The organism is Lacrimispora sanguinis (genome assembly GCF_044987295.1).
In the GTDB taxonomy this organism is placed as follows: Bacteria; Bacillota; Clostridia; order Lachnospirales; family Lachnospiraceae; genus Lacrimispora; species Lacrimispora celerecrescens_B.
In genome coordinates this window covers 2,381,396-2,402,096 of sequence record NZ_CP173277.1, presented here as the reverse complement: position 1 = coordinate 2,402,096, position 20,701 = coordinate 2,381,396, and the positions used below count along the sequence as shown (strand labels likewise).

At 45.7% G+C, this 20,701-nt stretch carries 17 protein-coding genes; 15 read left to right on the top strand and 2 right to left on the bottom strand.

Annotation, left to right across the window (positions count from 1 at the left end; all coding sequences use genetic code 11):
• Window positions 1-17 precede the first annotated feature (17 nt).
• The 11 genes from ACHZES_RS11155 to ACHZES_RS11105 all read left to right on the top strand — a co-directional run bounded on the left by ACHZES_RS11155 (window position 18) and on the right by ACHZES_RS11105 (window position 13,631).
• On the top strand, window positions 18-899 hold the full coding sequence (locus tag ACHZES_RS11155) for a DNA glycosylase (RefSeq protein ID WP_395548916.1): 882 nt from the start codon (window positions 18-20) through the stop codon (window positions 897-899).
• A 182-nt stretch (window positions 900-1,081) separates the two neighbouring features.
• A complete protein-coding gene (locus ACHZES_RS11150) occupies window positions 1,082-2,152 on the top strand; it encodes an ABC transporter ATP-binding protein (RefSeq protein WP_395548915.1) in 1,071 nt (356 codons plus the stop codon).
• Window positions 2,149-3,015, top strand: coding sequence for an ABC transporter permease (locus ACHZES_RS11145; protein ID WP_395548914.1), 867 nt, complete (start codon window positions 2,149-2,151; stop codon window positions 3,013-3,015). Before ACHZES_RS11150 ends, ACHZES_RS11145 begins: the two co-directional genes overlap by 4 nt.
• 10 nt (window positions 3,016-3,025) lie before the next feature.
• On the top strand, window positions 3,026-4,396 hold the full coding sequence (locus ACHZES_RS11140; RefSeq protein WP_154524666.1) for a GldG family protein: 1,371 nt from the start codon (window positions 3,026-3,028) through the stop codon (window positions 4,394-4,396).
• 14 nt (window positions 4,397-4,410) lie between these two features.
• Window positions 4,411-5,391: a DUF4340 domain-containing protein gene (locus ACHZES_RS11135; protein ID WP_395548913.1), complete on the top strand. Its 981-nt coding sequence runs from the start codon at window positions 4,411-4,413 to the stop codon at window positions 5,389-5,391.
• A 228-nt stretch (window positions 5,392-5,619) separates the two neighbouring features.
• On the top strand, window positions 5,620-6,705 hold the full coding sequence (gene leuB, locus ACHZES_RS11130) for a 3-isopropylmalate dehydrogenase (protein WP_395548912.1): 1,086 nt from the start codon (window positions 5,620-5,622) through the stop codon (window positions 6,703-6,705).
• Window positions 6,706-6,724: 19 nt separating this feature from the next.
• Window positions 6,725-8,386: a dihydroxy-acid dehydratase gene (ilvD, locus tag ACHZES_RS11125; protein WP_395548911.1), complete on the top strand. Its 1,662-nt coding sequence runs from the start codon at window positions 6,725-6,727 to the stop codon at window positions 8,384-8,386.
• Between the two features lie 17 nt (window positions 8,387-8,403).
• Complete coding sequence (ilvB, locus tag ACHZES_RS11120; protein ID WP_038281276.1) at window positions 8,404-10,083, top strand: biosynthetic-type acetolactate synthase large subunit; 1,680 nt, start codon at window positions 8,404-8,406, stop codon at window positions 10,081-10,083.
• Window positions 10,084-10,107: 24 nt separating this feature from the next.
• On the top strand, window positions 10,108-11,193 hold the full coding sequence (gene serC, locus ACHZES_RS11115; protein ID WP_038281274.1) for a 3-phosphoserine/phosphohydroxythreonine transaminase: 1,086 nt from the start codon (window positions 10,108-10,110) through the stop codon (window positions 11,191-11,193).
• A 25-nt stretch (window positions 11,194-11,218) separates the two neighbouring features.
• Window positions 11,219-12,382, top strand: coding sequence for a phosphoglycerate dehydrogenase (locus tag ACHZES_RS11110; RefSeq protein WP_395549000.1), 1,164 nt, complete (start codon window positions 11,219-11,221; stop codon window positions 12,380-12,382).
• 10 nt (window positions 12,383-12,392) lie between these two features.
• Window positions 12,393-13,631 carry a DUF1015 domain-containing protein gene (locus tag ACHZES_RS11105; protein WP_395548910.1) on the top strand — a complete coding sequence of 413 codons (1,239 nt, stop codon included), beginning with the start codon at window positions 12,393-12,395 and terminating at the stop codon, window positions 13,629-13,631.
• A 27-nt stretch (window positions 13,632-13,658) separates the two neighbouring features.
• On the opposite strand, the gene ACHZES_RS11100 is transcribed toward ACHZES_RS11105, so the two are convergent.
• Window positions 13,659-14,675 (bottom strand): helix-turn-helix transcriptional regulator, encoded by a 1,017-nt coding sequence (locus ACHZES_RS11100; protein ID WP_154524658.1) that lies wholly within the window; start codon window positions 14,673-14,675, stop codon window positions 13,659-13,661.
• 275 nt (window positions 14,676-14,950) lie between these two features.
• On the opposite strand from ACHZES_RS11100, the gene arcC reads away from it, so the two are divergent.
• From arcC to aguA, 4 genes are read left to right on the top strand one after another with little or no spacing between them, the layout of a single operon-like run.
• The gene (gene arcC, locus ACHZES_RS11095) at window positions 14,951-15,895 is read left to right on the top strand and encodes a carbamate kinase (RefSeq protein ID WP_154524656.1); all 945 of its coding nucleotides are present in this window, start codon (window positions 14,951-14,953) and stop codon (window positions 15,893-15,895) included.
• A 34-nt stretch (window positions 15,896-15,929) separates the two neighbouring features.
• Entirely contained in the window at window positions 15,930-16,958 is a 1,029-nt protein-coding gene (gene ptcA, locus ACHZES_RS11090; protein ID WP_038281263.1) for a putrescine carbamoyltransferase, read from the top strand.
• A gap of 10 nt (window positions 16,959-16,968) precedes the next feature.
• On the top strand, window positions 16,969-18,330 hold the full coding sequence (locus ACHZES_RS11085) for an APC family permease (RefSeq protein ID WP_395548909.1): 1,362 nt from the start codon (window positions 16,969-16,971) through the stop codon (window positions 18,328-18,330).
• Window positions 18,331-18,349: 19 nt separating this feature from the next.
• Window positions 18,350-19,450 (top strand): agmatine deiminase, encoded by a 1,101-nt coding sequence (aguA, locus tag ACHZES_RS11080; RefSeq protein WP_154524652.1) that lies wholly within the window; start codon window positions 18,350-18,352, stop codon window positions 19,448-19,450.
• 83 nt (window positions 19,451-19,533) lie between these two features.
• Here the strand turns inward: aguA and ACHZES_RS11075 are convergent, their stop codons facing one another.
• Window positions 19,534-20,700 carry a M23 family metallopeptidase gene (locus tag ACHZES_RS11075; protein WP_038281255.1) on the bottom strand — a complete coding sequence of 389 codons (1,167 nt, stop codon included), beginning with the start codon at window positions 20,698-20,700 and terminating at the stop codon, window positions 19,534-19,536.
• Between the last annotated feature and the right edge of the window lies 1 nt (window position 20,701).

Below are 20,701 nucleotides of genomic sequence, written 5' to 3'. Positions count from 1 at the left end.
ATGGAGAAACGCTTATTATGTACCGGATTCAGATAAAGGATATGGATTTTGAACAGATTGCCAGATCAGGTCAGTGCTTCCGCATGGAAGGCCGAGAGGACGAAAAGGGAGTCTGGACGATTGCGGCTGGGGGAGAATATGTGGAAGCAGTAAAAGATGGAGACAGCTTCCTGTTTTCCTGCGGAGAACGAGAGTTTAAAGAAACATGGGCCGGCTATTTTGACTTACAGACCGATTACGGCGGCTATAAAAAGCATGTGGACTCGAACGATGCATATCTTAGGGAAGCCATGGAATGGGGCTGGGGTGTCCGGATTCTTCAGCAGGATCTATGGGAAATGCTGGTGACTTTTTTGATCTCCCAGAATAACAACATCACCCGCATCACTGGCAGCGTCAAGGAACTGTGTAAACGGTTCGGAGACAATAGGAAAGGGCTTGGCCTGACCATGTCATCTGACGGGAGCTGGAAAGAAACGGTAAGAAACTATGATACCTTTCCGGAGCCGGAAAGCCTTTCTTTGGCAGGTCTTAAAGGGTTGTCAGGACTGGGTCTGGGGTACCGGGATAAATACATCCTGTCAATTGCAGAAATGTGCAGCGGTTCTGAAGGAAAGGAATGGCTTTTACGTTTAAAGGAAGCAGATTATAAAAGCGCCCACAGCATTTTGATAGAGCAGTATGGGATCGGTAGGAAAGTGGCGGACTGCGTCTGCCTTTTTGGGCTTCACCATGTGGGAGCTTTTCCTGTGGATACCCACGTAAAACAGATCCTAGAGCTACACTATCCTCAGGGATTTCCTCTGGAGCGGTACCAGGGATTTGCCGGGATCCTCCAGCAGTATATGTTTTACTATAAGATAAATCAGATACCCCGCAGCAAGCTGCGGGGGACTTGATCCGATCTCTTGATCTTAATTGCCTGTGCAGCGGAAGCTGCCAGGCTTTTTTATTTTTTAGTTTGTCGAAATATTTCATACTTTTATCACACAATCAACAAAAATATATCACACAATTTTCACAATTCCCTTTTACCCTAAGTAAGGATGCAAAAAGCAGAAAAGAACAGGAGGAGAGAGAGTTGATTGAAGTCAGAAATCTAGTAAAGGATTACGGCGGTCATCTGGCTGTGGACCATTTGAGTTTTACGATCAATGATGGCCAGATATATGGTTTTCTAGGGCCAAACGGGGCCGGAAAATCCACTACAATGAACATTATGACCGGGTACATCGGAGCTACGGAGGGCGATGTACTGATCAATGGCCATAATATACTGGAAGACGGGGAGGAAGCAAAGAAATGTATTGGGTATCTGCCGGAGCTTCCCCCACTATATGTGGATATGACTGTAGAAGAGCAGCTGCAGTTTGCTGCAGAATTAAAGAAAATACCGAAAAAGGATAGAAATGAGGCTGTTTATGAGGTCATGGAGCTTGCCAAACTGGTGGATGTAAAAGGCCGTTTGATCCGTAACTTATCAAAGGGCTACCGGCAGCGTGTAGGTCTGGCCCAGGCTGTTTTAGGATTTCCTCCGGTCATTATTCTGGATGAGCCTACCGTAGGACTGGATCCCAAGCAGATCATCGAGATCAGGGATACCATCCGAAGGCTTGGGCAGAACCATACGGTTATTTTAAGCTCCCATATCCTTTCCGAGGTCAGCGCAGTTTGCGATCACATCATGATCATTGACAAGGGAAGGCTGATTGCCAGTGATACACCGGAGAATCTGGAACGCCAGATGGCCGGAACCGCCGGAATGGAGCTTTTGGTGAAAGGAACTAAAGAACAGATCCTTGAAATTCTGGAAGCCATTCCCCAGGCATCCGATGTGTCGGTACAGGAAAGCGGAGAAGAGGGAATAAACAGGGCGTCATTCCGCATCAGCACAGAAGCGGAAGAGAAAGAAGAGGAAGAGGATATCCGGGAAACCATTTTCTTTGCATTTGCAGACCAGAGGCTTCCCATTCTTTCCATGCAGGCCACAAAAGCGTCTCTGGAAGAGGTGTTCCTTGAACTGACGGGAGAAGGAACGGCAGAGGTCATAGAGACAGGCGAAAGCCTTGAAACTGATGATTTTGAAGGGGAGCCTTCAGAGGTTAACTTTATAGAAGAAGAGGAAGACGGAGAGGGGGATGAAGAATCATGACAGCAATTTATAGAAGAGAACTGAAAGCCTACTTTCAGTCCATGACCGGATACGTATTTATCGCCTTTATGGTGCTGTTCATAGGGATTTACTTTATGGCTTATAACATGATGAGCGGATACCCTTACTTTTCCTATACCCTGTCTGGCATGGTGACCATTATTATGATCGGCATTCCGGTGCTTACCATGAGAAGCTTTGCCGATGACCGGAAGACGAAGACAGACCAGCTTTTGCTTACCTCTCCGGTATCCGTTGCCCAGATGGTGCTTGGAAAATATTTTTCCATGATAACCGTCTATGCTGTCCCGGTACTGCTTTCCGGAATCTGTCCGCTTATCATCAAACTGAACGGAAATGCAAATTTAAAAGCGGATTATGCGTCTTTACTGGCCTTTTTCCTGTTGGGCTGTATTTATATTGCCATCGGGATGTTTATTTCTTCTTTAACAGAGAGCCAGATCATTGCTGCGGTAGGAACCTTTGGGATCATCCTTCTTCTGCTTTTATGGCCCAGCCTTGTAGGATTTTTGCCTACATCAGCGATCGGCTCCGCAGCAGGGTTTCTGATTCTTTGGTCTGGGATTGTTTTTGCAGTTTCCCGTATAACAAGCCATGGTCCCCTTGCAGTCGTTCTGGAAGCGGCAGGAGTCCTTAGCATCGCAGTGCTGTACCTTGTAAAAAAAGATCTTTTTGAGCGTGCACTGACAAATGTTTTGGAAAAGATTGCAGTGACCGACGTGTTTCAGAACTTTGCCAGTCATTACATCTTTGATGCAGGCGGCCTGGTCTACTATATCAGCATCATATTCCTGCTGGTATTCTTGACTGTGCAGTCCATAGAGAAACGCAGATGGAGTTAGGAGGATGGAAATGACCAGAAAATTTAAAAAAGGAGGCTACACGGCAATCCTATCAATGATTGTCATAGCAGCCGTGGTAATATTAAACTTGATCGTAGGCCGTCTTCCGGAGAAGGTACGGCAATGGGATATGAGCAGCAACCAGATCTATACCCTGGGCGGAACCACAAAGGATCTTGTTAAGGCACTTGATAAGGATGTAACGATTTATGTGGTAGCCGATCCGGATTCTGTAGATAAGCGGATTACAAGCTTTATCAAGCGCTACGAGGATTTATCCAGCCACATCAAGGTAGAAACCGTGGATTCCGTTCTTCATCCGGACCAGGTAAATAAGTTAAAAGCGCAGGATAACACTCTTTTGATAAGCTGCGATTCCACAGGCAGGACAGAATCCATCGCCCTGACGGATATCATTAAAATGGATGAAATGTCCTACTATTATTATGGACAGTCCAAGGAAACAGAATTTGACGGAGAGGGCCAGCTTACCGGAGCCATTTCCCATGTGATCAACGATGTGCAGAAAACGGTTTACGTGACGGAAGGACACGGAGAGGCGGCTCTTGGAACTACGGCTTCCGATCTGTTAAAAAAATCCAATCTGACCGTGAACTCTTTAAATCTTTTAACAGGAGGAAGCATTCCTGAGGATTGTGAACTTTTGCTCATCAATGCCCCGGCATCAGACCTGGCGAATGATGAAAAGAAGATGATCTCCGATTACCTGGATAAAGGCGGAAGGGTTTTAATCCTTGCAGGCTATGAGGAAAAGGACCGTCCAAACTTAAGTGCTCTTATGAGCGATTACGGCTTGAATCTGGAAAACGGACTTGCAGCAGATACCAAGAAATTTTACCAGAACAATCCCTATTATATTTTCCCAACGATTCAGGCGGGAAGTGAAGTGACAAACGGAATTGATGGAAAAAGTGCAGCTCTTGTCCTTCAGTCTGCAGCCATGACCCAGAAACAGGATTTGCCGGATGGCGTGGAAGTAACCCCTTTTATGGAGACCAGTGACGGAGGTATGCTGGTAACGGCCGATAAGCAGACAAAAGGAACCTATATCCTGGGAGCTGTCTCAGAGAAGACTCTGGACTCAGGAACGGCACGTTTGACCGTATTCAGTACTCCTTCTCTTATTGATGAGGGCTTAAATACCAGCTTTACCAACTTAACCAATTTAACTCTTTTCATGAACGCGGTTACAGCTAATTTTGATGATGTTTCCAATGTATCCATACCGGCCAAGAGCCTGGATGTAACGTATAACACCGTTACCCATGGAGGCATGTGGGGAATCCTGTTTATTTTTGTTATCCCGGTGGTTACGCTGGCAGCCGGTCTGGTAATCTGGCTGAAGCGCAGACGTCTGTAAAAGGAGGCTGAAACATGAAAAAGAAAAGAGGCCTTTTGTATGGAACGGCGGCTCTGGCGGCGCTGTGTGTAATCTATGTGGGAGTGGGCCAGTATATGAACCACTCCAAAGAGCAGGCGAAGGAGAAGGAGGAGGGAGAAAAAGTCTATCTCACCGACCTTTCCAATGTTTCAAGCCTTTCCTATGATTTTGACGGTCAGGAGCTGTCCTTTACGAAAAAAGACGGCAAATGGGGCTATGACGGAGATGTCCTTTTTCCGGTGAAGCAGGAGGAAATGGATTCCCTTGCTTCCACGGTTTCAAAGCTTGAAGCCCTGCGTAAACTGGAAGGTGGAGATAGCTTAAGCGCCTATGGTCTGGATAAACCCATAAAAACGATTTCAGCAGCCGCAGAGGATGGGACAAAAGCTGTGATCCTTCTCGGCAATGCCACCGGGGATGGAGATTATTATGCCTCTGTGGAGGGGCAGGATACCCCGTATCTTATCAGCTCCACATTGTACAGCAAAACAAACAGCGGTTTAGATGATCTGATGGCCCTGGAAGAATTTCCTGCTGTTTCAGGGGCTGACATAAAAAGCATAACAGTAACAAAGGACGGCTCCAGTAAACATTTTGTAAAAAAGAAGCTGGAAGATAAAGACGGAAATATCGAATGGTACCGGGACTCCGCGGATTTGCCGGACAACAAGATTTCCGATAATTCCGGTTTAAATGTTCTGGCAGATTCCTTAAGCAGTCTGAAGGTAAAAAGCTGTTCCAATTATAAAGTGCAGGAAAATGAACTGGCAGGTTACGGCCTGGATCAACCGGCTGCGGTCATTACTTATACTTATGATAAGAACGGCTCGGAAGAAACGTTTACTCTGTCTGTGGGTTCCCTAAACAGCGATTCCAGCTGCTATTACACCCGTACGGAAGGTTCTTCCAATATTAATGAAATTGAAAAGGCTTCTATTGATAAATGTCTGACAGTAGACAAAGGCATTTCATAGAACATACAGAGGAGGAAAGGCTTGCCCTTTCCTCCTTTTTTCTCTTCCCCAGGCACTTAAATTCATGAATAAAAGCCTCTCTTATAACTTGAATTTATGGTATCAATTCCAATCTTATATACCTATTTCCCGAAAATTATTTTATTTTAGTTGAAAAATCCCGATAAATGTTCTATTATGAGAAGAAATATATTAGCATAGTACAGTGTCATAGAGGGAGTGGAAGAGATGAATTACAACATTGCAGTGATTCCCGGCGACGGGATCGGGCCTGAAATCATTGGAGAGGCGAGAAAGGTCCTTGATAAAGTGGGAAGTGTATACGGTCATGAGTTCCGGTATACAGAAGTATTGATGGGCGGCATTTCCATTGATACATATGGCGTTCCCCTAACAGATGAAGCCCTTGAAACAGCGAAAAACAGTGATTCCGTTCTCCTTGGGGCAGTTGGCGGAAATGTAGGAAATTCAAGATGGTACGATGTGGCACCGAATCTGAGACCTGAAGCGGGGCTACTTGCCATCCGTAAGGGTCTTAATTTATTTGCCAATATCCGACCTGCCTATCTTTATAAAGAGCTGTCTGATGCCTGTCCTTTAAAGAAGGAGATCATTGGAGACGGGTTTGACATGGTCATCATGAGAGAACTGACAGGAGGACTGTATTTCGGGGAGAGGTGTACCAAAGAAGTGGATGGCGTTATGACTGCCGTGGATACTCTTACCTATAATGAAAATGAAATAAGAAGAATTGCCGTTAAGGCTTTTGATATTGCCATGAAACGCCGGAAAAAGGTAATCAGCGTGGATAAGGCAAATGTTCTGGATTCCTCCAGGCTTTGGAGAAACGTGGTGGAAGAGGTGGCAAAGGATTATCCGGAGGTAACCTTAACCCATATGCTGGTGGATAACTGTGCCATGCAGCTTGTCATGAATCCGGGACAGTTTGATGTGATTCTTACGGAGAATATGTTCGGCGATATCTTATCCGATGAAGCCAGCATGATCACAGGCTCCATTGGAATGCTTTCCTCGGCCAGCATGAATGAAAGCAAGTTTGGAATGTATGAACCAAGTCACGGCTCTGCCCCGGATATTGCGGGTAAAAATATTGCAAATCCCATTGCAACCATACTTTCTGCTGCTATGATGCTTCGCTATTCCTTTGATCTGGACAGAGAAGCGGCAGCCGTGGAGGCAGCTGTGGAAGAAGTGCTTAAGGAAGGATACCGGACGGCAGACATTTATTCGGAAATGTGTAAAAAAGTCTCAACCGCAGAGATGGGAGATCTGATTGCGGAACGGATTGGATAAGAAAAGGAGTGTGCAGCACATGAAAAGTGATTCAGTAAAAAAAGGGATGCAGCAGGCGCCTCACCGTTCTCTGTTTAACGCGCTGGGAATGACGGAGGAAGAGATGGAAAGACCTCTGATCGGTATTGTCAGTTCTTATAATGAAATCGTACCAGGCCATATGAACCTGGACAAAATAGTGGATGCCGTTAAAATGGGAGTTGCCATGGCAGGCGGTACACCGGTGATGGTTCCGGCCATTGCAGTATGTGATGGAATCGCTATGGGACACATTGGAATGAAATACTCCCTGGTTACCAGGGACCTGGTTGCAGACTCCACAGAATGCCTTGCCAGAGCCCACGCTTTTGACGCCCTGGTCATGGTTCCCAACTGTGATAAGAATGTTCCTGGACTCTTAATGGCAGCAGCTCGTATTAACATACCCACAGTGTTCGTCAGTGGCGGACCAATGTTAGCAGGGCGTGTGCAAGGGCATAAAACCAGCCTGTCCAGCATGTTTGAGGCGGTGGGCGCTTATACCGCAGGAAACATGACAGAAGAGGATGTGAGGGAATACGAGCAAAAGGCGTGCCCTACCTGCGGCTCCTGCTCCGGCATGTATACGGCCAACAGTATGAACTGTCTGACCGAGGTTTTGGGAATGGGACTAAAAGGCAACGGTACCATTCCTGCGGTTTATTCGGAACGGCTTAAGCTGGCAAAGCATGCGGGAATGGCGGTTATGGAGATGCTTAAGAAGAACATCTGTCCTCGTGATATCATGACAGAAAAAGCCTTCCGCAATGCCCTGACCATGGATATGGCTTTGGGATGCAGCACCAACAGCATGCTTCATCTTCCTGCCATTGCTCATGAGGCTGGAGTGGACTTAAATCTGGAAATCGCAAATGAAATCAGCGCCAAGACTCCGAATCTTTGCCATCTGGCTCCGGCAGGCCCTACTTATATGGAAGATTTAAATGAAGCAGGCGGCATTTATGCTGTTATGAACGAGGTCAGCAAGCTGGGACTTTTGGAATTAGACTGTATGACCGTAACTGGAAAAACGGTTGGAGAGAATATTAAGAGTTGTGTAAATAATAATCCTGAAGTGATCCGTCCGGTGGAAAATCCCTACAGCCAGACCGGTGGTATCGCCATATTAAAAGGAAATCTTGCCCCTGATTCCGCAGTGGTAAAGCGCTCCGCCGTAGCGCCTGAGATGTTAAAGCATGAAGGCCCGGCAAGAGTGTTTGACTGTGAAGAGGATGCCATAGCAGCCATCAAAGGCGGAAAGATTGTGGCAGGAGACGTGGTTGTTATCCGCTATGAAGGCCCCAAGGGAGGCCCGGGCATGAGAGAGATGTTAAATCCCACTTCAGCCATTGCAGGCATGGGACTGGGATCCGCAGTGGCTCTCATTACCGACGGCCGCTTCAGCGGCGCTTCCAGAGGCGCCTCCATCGGGCATGCGTGTCCGGAAGCAGCGGTGGGAGGTCCCATTGCCCTGGTGGAAGAGGGAGATATCATTTCTATTGATATTGACAACCATCGGCTGGACGTAAAGGTATCTGATGAAGAAATGGCCAGAAGAAAGACCGATTGGCAGCCAAGGAAACCGCAGGTGACCACCGGATATCTGGCAAGATATGCGGCCATGGCAGCCCCGGCAAGCCGGGGAGCGATTCTTGAAATATAAAAGATAAGGAGCAGCCTATGAAAACATTGACAGGAGCAGAGATTGTGATCGAATGCCTGAAAGAGCAGGGAGTGGATACTGTTTTTGGATATCCGGGCGGAACGATCTTAAATATATACGATGCCCTTTATAAACATCAGGAGGAGATCACTCATATCCTGACCTCCCATGAACAGGGCGCAGCCCATGCGGCCGACGGATATGCAAGAGCCACAGGTAAGGTGGGAGTCTGTCTGGCCACCTCAGGGCCTGGAGCCACCAACCTGGTAACCGGAATAGCTACTGCCTTTATGGATTCCATTCCAATGGTTGCCATTACGTGCAACGTAGCGGTGAATCTTCTTGGAAGGGATAGCTTCCAGGAGATAGATATTGCCGGTGTGACCATGCCAATCACAAAGTACAACTTTATTGTTAAAGATATAACAAAGCTTGCTGACACCATCCGCCGGGCTTTCCAGATCGCTCAGACCGGAAGACCGGGTCCTGTGCTGGTGGACATCACAAAGGATGTAACCGCCGGTACCTTTGAATACGAATCCAAGACTCCCGAGCCTATTAAAAGGCAGGAGGACACCATAACCGAGGAGGATTTAGAGACAGCGCTGCAGCTGATCCGAAAGTCCCAGAAGCCGTATATTTTCGTAGGCGGAGGCGCAGTTGCAGCCAATGCTTCGGAGGAGCTTTCTTCCTTCGCTCATAAGATCCAGGCCCCGGTGGCAGACAGTCTTATGGGAAAAGGTGCCTTTAACGGAACCGATGAATTATATACCGGAATGGTAGGAATGCATGGAACCAAGACTTCTAATTTTGGAATTACGGAATGTGATTTATTGATCGTAGTGGGTGCGCGGTTCAGCGACCGGGTAACAGGAAATGCCGCTAAGTTTGCCAGAAAGGCGAAGATCCTTCAGTTTGATGTGGACCCGGCTGAGATCAATAAGAATGTCAAGACATTTGCCAGCGTTGTGGGTGATGTAAAGGTGATCTTAAAAAAGCTGAATGCCCGTTTAGATCCCATCAACCATGAAGAGTGGCTGGCCCACATTGACCGGTTGAAGGATATGTATCCCATGCGCTTTGATAAAAGCTCTCTGACTGGTCCCTATGTTATTGAAAAGATTTATGAGATTACACAGGGTGACGCAATTATCACAACGGAGGTAGGCCAGCATCAGATGTGGGCTGCCCAGTTCTATCAGTATAAATATCCCAGAAGCTTTCTCTCCTCCGGTGGCCTTGGAACGATGGGCTATGGCCTGGGGGCTTCCCTGGGAGCAAAGTTAGGCTGCAAAGATAAGGTGGTCATTAACGTGGCAGGAGACGGATGCTTCCGTATGAACATGAATGAGATTGCCACGGCTACCCGTTACAATATTCCCATCATTCAAGTGGTTTTAAACAACCACGTATTAGGCATGGTTCGCCAGTGGCAAACCCTGTTCTATGGGAAGCGGTATTCACATACAGTTCTTAATGATCAGGTAGATTTTGTAAAGGTAGCGGAAGGGCTGGGAGCCAAGGCTTATCGGGTAACCAGCCAGGACGAATTTGAACCTGTCTTAAGAGAAGCCATGGAGTTAAACGTTCCTGTTGTTATAGATTGTCAGATTCATTGCGATGACAAGGTATTCCCAATGGTATCCCCGGGAGCGCCCATCCAGGATGCGTTTGACGCAGAAGACTTAAAGATTTAAGACAAAAGTTTGAGGAGGAAGATTATGAGCAGAGTGTACAATTTTTCCGCAGGGCCAGCTGTGCTGCCGGAAGAAGTCCTGAGAGAAGCCGCAGAAGAAATGATGGATTACAGAGGCAGCGGTATGTCTGTCATGGAGATGAGCCACAGGTCTAAGATGTTTGAGACCATCATCGGCGAAGCAGAGGCGGATTTGCGGGATTTATTGGCGATTCCGGACAATTACAAGGTATTGTTTTTACAGGGCGGAGCCTCCCAGCAGTTTGCTATGGTTCCCATGAACTTATTCAAGAACCGGGTGGGAGATTACATCATCACGGGACAGTGGGCGAAGAAGGCATACCAGGAAGCAAAGCTTTACGGTACGGCCAATGCGGTTGCGTCAAGCGCCGACAAGACCTTTAGTTATATCCCGGATGTTTCGGATCTTCCGATTTCCGATGATGCGGATTACGTTTATATCTGTGAAAATAACACAATTTACGGGACTAAGTTTAAAACATTGCCAAATACAAAAGGAAAAACACTGGTAGCTGATCTCTCCTCCTGTTTCTTATCGGAACCCATTGACATTTCAAAATACGGTCTGATTTTTGCAGGTGCCCAGAAGAACGTAGGGCCTGCAGGCGTGGTCATCGCCATCATCCGGGAAGACTTAATCACAGAGGATGTTCTTCCTGGAACGCCTACCATGCTCCGCTATAAAACTCATGCCGATGAAAAATCTCTTTATAATACTCCGCCTGCCTATGGAATCTACATCTGCGGAAAGGTGTTTAAATGGTTAAAAAACCGGGGCGGCTTAGAAGCCATGAAAGAATTCAATGAAAAGAAGGCAGCCATTCTATATGATTATCTGGACCAGAGCCAGATGTTTACCGGTACTGTAGTAGAAAAGGACCGTTCTCTGATGAATGTACCCTTTGTGACCGGAAATGAGGAACTGGATGCACTTTTTGTAAAGGAATCCAAGGCGGCAGGTTTTGAAAACTTAAAAGGCCACCGGAGCGTAGGCGGTATGCGGGCCAGCATTTATAACGCCATGCCCATAGAAGGTGTGGAGAAGCTGGTTGCCTTTATGAAGGATTTTGAAACAAAGCATGGGAAATGACCATACGGTCGGGAGAGGAGACATGATGAAAAAAATTCATTGCCTCAATGCGGTTTCCAGCTGCGGAACTTCATTGCTGACAGAAGATTATACTTTAACAGATGACATAAAAGAAGCAGATGGTGTCCTTGTCCGAAGCGCTTCCATGCATGAGCTTGAGTTTCCTCAGGGTCTTTTAGCCATTGCAAGAGCCGGGGCAGGAGTCAATAATATCCCCCTGGATGAGTGTGCCTCAAAAGGGATCGTGGTGTTTAATACTCCGGGAGCCAATGCAAATGGAGTCAAGGAGCTTGTTATTGCAGGCCTTATGCTGGCTTCCAGGGATATTGAAGGAGGCATTCGCTGGTGCAAAGACAATAAGGACGATGAGAATATTGCAAAATCCACGGAAGCAGCTAAAAAAGCCTTTGCAGGATATGAAATTAGGGGAAAGAAACTGGGCGTCATCGGACTTGGAGCCATTGGTGCGGAAGTGGCCAATGCCTGCACTTCCTTAGGGATGGAGGTTTATGGATATGATCCTTACATTTCCATAAATGCGGCATGGAAGCTTTCCAGAAATATCAAGCATATCACATCCGTAGATACCATTTACCAGGAATGCGATTACATAACCCTTCACCTGCCTCTAATTGATTCCACGAAAGGAATGGTGAATAAGGCTGTCCTTGATCGCATGAAGGACGGCGTTGTAGTTCTGAACTTTTCAAGAGATATTCTGGTGAATGAGGATGATATGGCAGAGGCCTTAAAAACCGGTAAGGTAAAAAAATATGTTACAGACTTCCCCAATCCAAAGTCCGTTCACATGGAAGGTGCCATCGTTATCCCTCACTTAGGCGCTTCTACCGAAGAATCTGAGGATAACTGTGCCAAAATGGCAGTAGAGGAAATCGTGGATTACATTGACAACGGAAATATACGCAATTCCGTAAACTTTCCTGTCTGTGATATGGGAGTGTGCAAGGCAGCAAGCCGTATTGCAGTGCTTCACTTAAATATCCCCAACATGATCGGGCAGATTACAGGAACACTGGCAGCAGGAGATATGAACATCTCCGATATGACCAACAAAAGCCGTGAAAAGTACGCTTATACCCTGCTCGATTTAGAAAGTGTTCCGGATGAAGAGAGCATACGGAAGCTAAGTGGTATTAAGGGCGTACTCCGGGTAAGGGTTGTTAAATAAAGGAGATATTATGGCAATTGTAAAACCATTTCAATGCGTTAGACCTGATGAACGGTATGCTGGTCAGGTGGCAGCTCTTCCCTATGACGTTTACAGCCGTAAGGAGGCCTGCCAGGTAACGGCAGCCAACCCTAAGTCATTTTTAAACATTGACAGGCCGGAGACTCAGTTTTCTGATGATGTGGACACTTATGATGACTGTGTTTATGAAAAAGCCGGGGAGATGTTAAAAAGCTGGATAGAGGACGGGACTCTTAAGAAAGATTGTCTGGAAGCCTATTATATCTATGAACTGACGATGAACGGAAGGCGTCAGACCGGGATCGTGGCCTGTTCTTCCATTGATGATTATGTGAATGGGGTCATAAAAAAACACGAAAATACCAGAGAAGAAAAAGAGGTGGACCGGATCCGCCATGTGGATACTACCGATGCACAGACTGGCCCGATCTTCCTGGCCTACCGTTCCAATGAAGCAGTCAACGAAATTGTGAATTTAATAACGGACACAGAGCCTTTGTATGATTTTGTGGCAGAAGACGGAATCAGCCACAGGGTATGGCGGATTCATGACAGAGACAGGATCGCCCTGATTGAAGAGGCTTTCCGCACGATTCCCTCTACTTATATCGCAGATGGACATCATAGGGCAGCTTCCGCTGTAAAGGTGGGTCTAAAAAGGCGTGTGGAAAATCCGGGGTATACAGGAGAAGAACCATTTAATTATTTCCTTTCCGTGCTGTTTCCCCATGACCAGCTGATGATCATGCCTTATAACCGGGTGGTAAAGGATTTAAACGGTCTTTCAAAAGATGACTTTCTACAAAAAGTTGGGCAGTCCTTTGAAGTTGCCTGTATGGGGGACGAAGCCTTTGCACCTTTGAATAAAGGAACCTTTGGTATGTACTTAGACCGTAAATGGTACTGTTTAAAAGTTTTCAATTCCTTACAGTCCACAGATCCGGTTAAGGGCCTGGATGTATCCATTCTCCAGGACAATCTGCTTGGTCCAGTTTTGGGAATCGAAGATCCCAGAACGGATAAGAGAATTGATTTTATTGGAGGGATCCGGGGGCTTAAAGAACTGGAAAAACGGTGCAGCCAGGATATGACGGTGGCATTTTCCATGTACCCAACCTCCACTCCGGAACTATTTGACGTGGCGGATGCAGGACTTTTAATGCCTCCTAAATCCACATGGTTCGAGCCAAAGCTCCGCAGCGGATTATTTATCCATCTTCTAAAATAAAACACGCCGTCCCCGGCTGGCAAAAGCCTATGGGGACGGCGTTTCTTTTTCTGGTTCTTTATTTAACTGCTCATCCCGGTAGGCGGCGTAAACATCCAGGAGCTGAGGGCGTTTTACAACCCCGATTTTCTGAAAAATATTATGAACATGAGTTTTTGCTGTTCCTAAAGAGATGTACAGGTCATCACTTATTTCCTGGTTGGTTTTATCCATAAGGAGCACACTCAGGATTTCCCTTTCCCTTGCGGTAAGGTGGTGGGCATCACTGAAACGGTATAGAATGCTTTCTTCTATATCAGTGGGCAGATTTCCGCGGGTATGGCTGGTTACTTCCGATACAATGGTATTATTCCTCAAAGAAATCTTTAAGTAGTACATGAGATATTCTGCAGAAAATATAGCGTAAATAAGATATAGGATATCAGAAGTAAAACTCCTGTTATTCATATTAATATAATATTTTGAATAAGTATCAAAATTAAAGATTACAATGGTATCTTCTATAATGATGAAGATATTCATGAGAACAGTGATATAAAAAAGTCTTTCACACCATTTAAAGAAAGGATCCTGATATTCCTCAGGGTTCTTTTTTATTATCCCTAAACATTCCGCTCCTAAATAAGTGTTGTAAAGCTGGCTTGGGAGGAAATAGAGCCATATCTTCCAGGCACTGTTTTCCATGATCGGTACGAATAGCATGAAAGTCACGTAAATTGCTAAAATTATATAATCACGCCAATTAATTGCTCTATTTAACAACCGTTTAAAGATGGTCAGACAGCCCAAGGAAAAGACCAGATAGATCATTGTCTTATGGGTCGGAACGATCATAAAAAGTCTATTATAATTTTCTGCAAAATTCTCAAACATTTCTGACGCAAAAATCACAATTTCATCCGTTAAAACTGCCCCGAATATAATCCCTATCCATAATAGGATCTTTTCTTTTCCATTAAAAAAGAGCGAAAAAGACATCCAAATGACACCGGAGTATACCATGATCAAAACCAAATTGTAAATGAATACGATACCTTTTTCCATAATTCCTCCTGACTTTTGTACGTCCTCAAGTTGCCCATCATCAGTATAGCAAATAAAAAAGTTTTTTCAACTCCTAAATTTCGTGAAAAACCCATTTATTAGTGCATAGTGCACAAAAGTTTAGGGTGGTTTATGTGGATTAGAGTTAAAAGTGTTATAAATATCTACCCAATGGTTGCATTCTCAACCGGTGTAAGAACTGCTATTTTCATCTTGTGACGACGCGGAAAAAGCAAATCACAGCAAATCAAAAATTACAAAAGGAGGTTTTACTGATGGCAGAGAAAATAGTCCTTGCCTTAGGTGGAAATGCACTGCAGTCAGGAAAAGGAGAGGCAACTGCTGAAGCACAGCTTGAAGTCGTTCATAAGACTTGCGAGTATATAGCAGAATTAAATGAGCGTGGATATGAGATGGCCATCGTACATGGGAACGGACCTCAGGTAGGGAGAATTTTGCTGGCATCTGAAACTGCAAAAGATGTAACACCACCTATGCCATTTGACGTGTGCGGGGCAATGTCCCAGGGTTATATCGGATATCATTTGCAACAGGGGCTGAAATATGCGCTCAATAAAAGGAATCAGAACTTTCCTGTTGTCACCATCGCTACCCAGATGATTGTAGATGAGCATGATCCGGCTTTTCATAATCCAACCAAACCGATCGGACCTTTCTATTCCAAAGAAGAGGCTCACGCTCTGGAAGAAGATAAAGGATACGTTATGAAAGAAGATGCCGGCCGGGGATACCGCAGAGTGGTTGCATCTCCGATTCCTAAAAAGATTGTGGAGATTGAGGCGGTAAAAGAGTTATGGCCAAAGGCAATTGTCATCACCTGCGGAGGTGGTGGAATTCCGGTCATTGAAGATCCAACCGGCGCTCTCCATGGAACGGCAGCAGTGATTGATAAGGATTTTGCAGCAGAGCTTCTGGCAGAAGAAGTGGAGGCAGATATCCTGGTGATTTTAACGGAAGTTGAAAAGGTGGCGGTCAATTACAACAAGCCGGATCAGAAGAATCTGGACCATCTTAGCCTTATGGAAGCAAACCAGTATTGTGAGGAAGGGCAGTTTGCTCCGGGAAGCATGCTTCCAAAGGTACAGGCAGCCATGAAGTTTGTAAGATCCAACCCGTCAAAACGGGCAATTATCACCTCTCTTGACAATGCGGTTGAGGCGCTGGACGGAAAGACAGGCACGATATTTACATTTAACTAATTAACTATAAAAATTTATATAAGGAGACTTTGCCATGAAAGCAAACGGAATTACACATTTTATTGACACCAACGATTTCACAAAGGAGCAGTTATTAGACATCATTGAACTGTCCCTGGCAATTAAAAAAAGCATTAAGGCAGGCTATAATCCTCCTCTGTTAAAAGGAAAAACACTGGGAATGATTTTCCAGCAGTCATCAACAAGAACCCGTGTTTCCTTTGAAACAGCGATGGAACAGCTTGGCGGACATGCCCAGTACTTAGGACCTGGCATGATTCAGCTTGGCGGGCATGAGACCATCGGCGATACAGGTAGAGTGCTTTCCCAGCTGATCGACGTGGTAATGGCCAGAGTGGTTGAACACAACACCGTGGTAGAGTTAGCCAAAGCATGTACGATCCCGGTATTAAACGGTATGAGTGATTACAATCATCCAACCCAGGAAATCGGCGATCTTTGTACCATCGTAGAGCATCTTCCAAGAGGTAAAAAGCTGGAAGACTGCAAGGTTGTTTTCGTAGGCGACGGAACACAGGTATGTGCTTCTCTCGGATTTATCACCACAAAGCTCGGTATGCATTTCGTTCATTATGGACCGAAGAACAATCAGCTTTTGGAAGAGCACAAAAAGATCATGGAAGAAAACTGCAGGATTTCCGGTGGTACATGGGAAGTAACCGATAACCGTGACAGCGTAAAGGGAGCAGATTTCATTTACACAGACGTATGGTACGGTCTGTATGAAAACGAGACTCCAAAGGAAGAGCGCGTTGCTACATTCAAGGATTACCAGGTAAACAAAGATTTAATGTCTCTTGGCAATATCGGCTGCAAATTCATGCACTGCCTGCCTGCTACCAGAGGGGAAGATGTGACCGATGAGGTGCTTGACAGCGACAGCTCCGTTGCATTTTTAGAGGCAGGAAACCGCCTGACAGCAATGAGAGGTCTGCTTGTTTACTTTACACAGTATCAGAGAGATCAGGCTCCCAGCGAGCTTCAGATCGCAGCAGCAAAGGAACAGTTAGAGAAATTCATGGATGATAGAAGTATCAGATAGGAGGAAAATTATGTCAGACGCGCCAAAGAAGAAGTTTCGGTTAATTGATGCCATAATGACGGTGATTTGTGTTGTATTTGTGGCAGAAGCAGCAAGTCCGGTGGCAGCGATTGGTAATTCCCAGTATTTCTGGTGGATTTTCCTCTTAATAGCATTTTTGCTACCATATGGCTTGATCTCCTCAGAACTGGGGACAACCTATGAGGGTGACGGTGGATTATATGACTGGGTGTCAAAAGCCTTTGGTAAAAAATGGGGAGGAAGGGTGTCCTGGTACTACTGGATCAACTTTCCGCTTTGGATGGCTTCTTTGGCGCTTATGTTCCCCGAGGTTATTAATCTTTTGACTGGAGGACAACTGGGATTTTTCCCGTCCCTGATCATAGAGCTTACATTTGTATGGATCATTGTTTTTATCAGCTTTTTCTCCGTTTGTGACAGTACCTGGATCTTAAACGGGGCGGCAGTAATTAAAATTCTCATAGCAGTCATCCTGGGCTGCCTTGGTATCTATGGTGCGGTGACTCATGGAGTTGCCAACGAATACACCTTAACTTCCTTGATTCCAAGCTTTAATTTAAACAGCTTATCCTACATATCAGTTATTTTATTTAACTGCCTTGGATTTGAAGTTGTTTGTACCTTTGCGGATGATATGGAAAATCCCAAGAAGCAGATTCCTCAGGCCATTATTGCAGGCGGAATTGTCATTGCTTTGATCTATATCTTTATGGCATTTGGAATCGGTGTTGCTATTCCGGCTGATCAGATCAGTACCAGTACCGGACTGGTTGCAAGTGTTCAGCTTTTGACCGGCAGCACCAGAGGAATCATTGTAACAGTGGTTGCCATTGGCTTCCTGCTCACTCTTTTTGGAAATATGGTTTCCTGGTCACTGGGAGTAAACAATGTGGCAGCTTATTCGGCAGAAAACGGGGATATGCCGGCGGTATTTAAGATAAGGAGCAAAAAGAATGATATGCCCATTGGGGCTGCCATCATGAATGGTCTGGTAGCCAGCACGGTGTTAATCATCGCCCCCTTAATACCCAATCAGGATCTGTTCTGGTGCTTCTTCGCACTGAATCTGGTTATGTTTTTGCTTTCCTATATTCCTGTATTTCCGGCCTTCTTAAAGCTTCGTCAGATAGACCCGGATACAGAACGGCCCTTTAGGGTTCCGGGAAGCAATGGTTTCTTAAGGGTTTTAGCATTCGTTCCAATGACGCTGATCATCATTGCGCTGATCTTCACCGCGGTTCCTTTAAGCTTTGATCCGGACACCCTGGCAGGAGTCCTGCCGATCACCATCGGGGCAGCGGTATTCCTTATACTTGGTGAACTGATTGTAAATAGAAAAAGAAATAAATAAGAAAGAGAAGGGATAAATTATGGCAAAGAGAATTGAGAACACAACACCAAAGCAGGATGGATACCGTATGCCTGCAGAATTTGAAGAGCAGGAACAGATTTGGATGTTATGGCCGGAAAGGCCGGATAACTGGAGAAATGGCGCAAAACCTGCACAGACCATATTTACTGAGGTAGCGAAAGCAATCCTTCAATTCGAACCGGTTACTGTTTGCGTATCTCCGGCACAATTTCAGAACTGCCGTGCCCATCTTCCTGCTGAAATAAAAGTGGTTGAGATGACGAGCAATGACTCCTGGATCCGGGACTGCGGACCGACCTTTGTCATCAATGATAAAGGCGGCATCAGGGGCTGTGACTGGACCTTTAATGCATGGGGCGGCCTGGTAGACGGACTTTACTTCCCATGGGATCAGGATGATCTAGTGGCACAAAAGGTATGTGAAATAGAAGGAATTGATTCCTATCGTACCGAAGGTTTTGTTCTGGAAGGCGGTTCCTTCCATGTAGATGGAGAGGGAACCATTATTACCACAGAAATGTGCCTGTTAAGTGAGGGAAGAAATCCTCACATGACAAAAGAAGAAATCGAAGGTATGTTGGATGAATACTTAAACTGCCAGAAGGTTATCTGGATTAAGGATGGCATTGATCCAAACGAAACCAATGGACATGTTGACGATGTTGCCCAGTATGTGAGACCGGGGGAGGTTGCCTGCATCTGGACGGAAGATGAAGAGAATCCTTTCTATAGAGAGGCTCAGGAAGCTTATAAAACATTATCTGAAGCAGTGGACGCAAAGGGCCGTAAATTAAAGGTACATAAGCTTTGCCTGACCAGGAACCCTGTTCTGCTTCATGGCGCAGACGCGATTGATATGGTAGAGGGTACCCTTCCAAGAGAAGATGGCGAGATTTCCATCGCTTCCTATATGAATTTCCTGGTTGTAAACGGGGGTGTGATCGTTCCCCAGTATGGCGATGAGAACGATGCATTGGCATTACAGCAGATCCAGGAAATGTATCCGGACCGCAAAGTGGTTGGGGTACGTACCGAAGAGGTTGCATTTGGCGGCGGAAATATCCACTGCATTACCCAGCAGCAGCCAAAAGTAAAATAAAGCGATAACATATCTGTCTCCTCAAATGTATGAAGATAACGGGGGCTGTTGCACTTGCCGCAACAGCCCCCGTTAATTTTAAGTTAATTTTCTTCCTTAGGTGGTTCAGGCGGAATGAAATTATCAGGAATCCCAGGATCCGTCATATCATAAACCCGGTTGTATTCTTTTGTCTCCTGGTTCTTAAGGGTCTCGGAGCGGTTCATGGAAAGGAATTTGGTCAGCTCATAGCAGCTGACCCAGATCTCATTGTTCCCTTCCTTCTGAGACTCATCAAAAATAAGCTGAAGTCCAAAGTGGAGATGAGGTTCATTGATATTATTGGTGTTTTCATTCCGGCTGTATCCGGTACGTCCCAGATAACCGATCACATCTCCTGCCGTAACGATGCTGCCCTGGCTTAAGGATTTATGATAAGGATAATTCTTTCTTAAATGGGCGTAATAATAATACCGCTTTCCATCAAAGCTGCGGATTCCCAAACGCCATCCTCCATACTGGTTCCATCCGATGGCCTCCACATAGCCGCTTTCCACTGCAATGATGGGAGTTCCCACCTGCCCCATCATGTCATGCCCCAGATGCTGCCGTCTGTAGCCATACGAGCGTGCTACTCCAAAATCGTCAAAATCGTTATAGGGGAATCCCTTTGCAATGGGGGAAAAGCTTTTCAGCCCATACTTCTTTACCCAGACCTTATCCGGATCCTGTGTGCCGTCGGGAAGAAGGGCAGGGGTGGCGTAGAGGGGCGCATTTTGGGAGGGGATCTGAATATCGTACTGGCCGACCAGGCCATCCAGTACAGCTCCATAAGCTTCTCTGTAATAGGCATAATGAGTCATTTTTGCAGTCACTTCTTCCATAGTTTTACCGGAAAGCAGTTGTTCCGCCAGAGCATCTAAATCTTTGGTGGAATATCTGGAAAAATCCCCTCCATACTTGACACCGAGATAAGCAAGTAAATCCACCCAGTTTAAATGGGGCTCTGACTGACAGGTGTTGACATCATAACGGAAGGCCTCCTGCATGGCCCTTGCGGTTACATCAAAATCCACCCATTTAATATATTTTTTTGCTTCCGAGGGACTGGCGTTACTGTCCTGATTCACTACCGGAAATGAGAGTTTCCCACCAGGGGATATGAAAAACAAGGAGACCAACAGAAATGTCAGAACAATGACTTCTATGTAAATAATGATATGATGTCTGGATACATGGGTAAGTCTGATATCTTTTTTAAATAGGTTCATA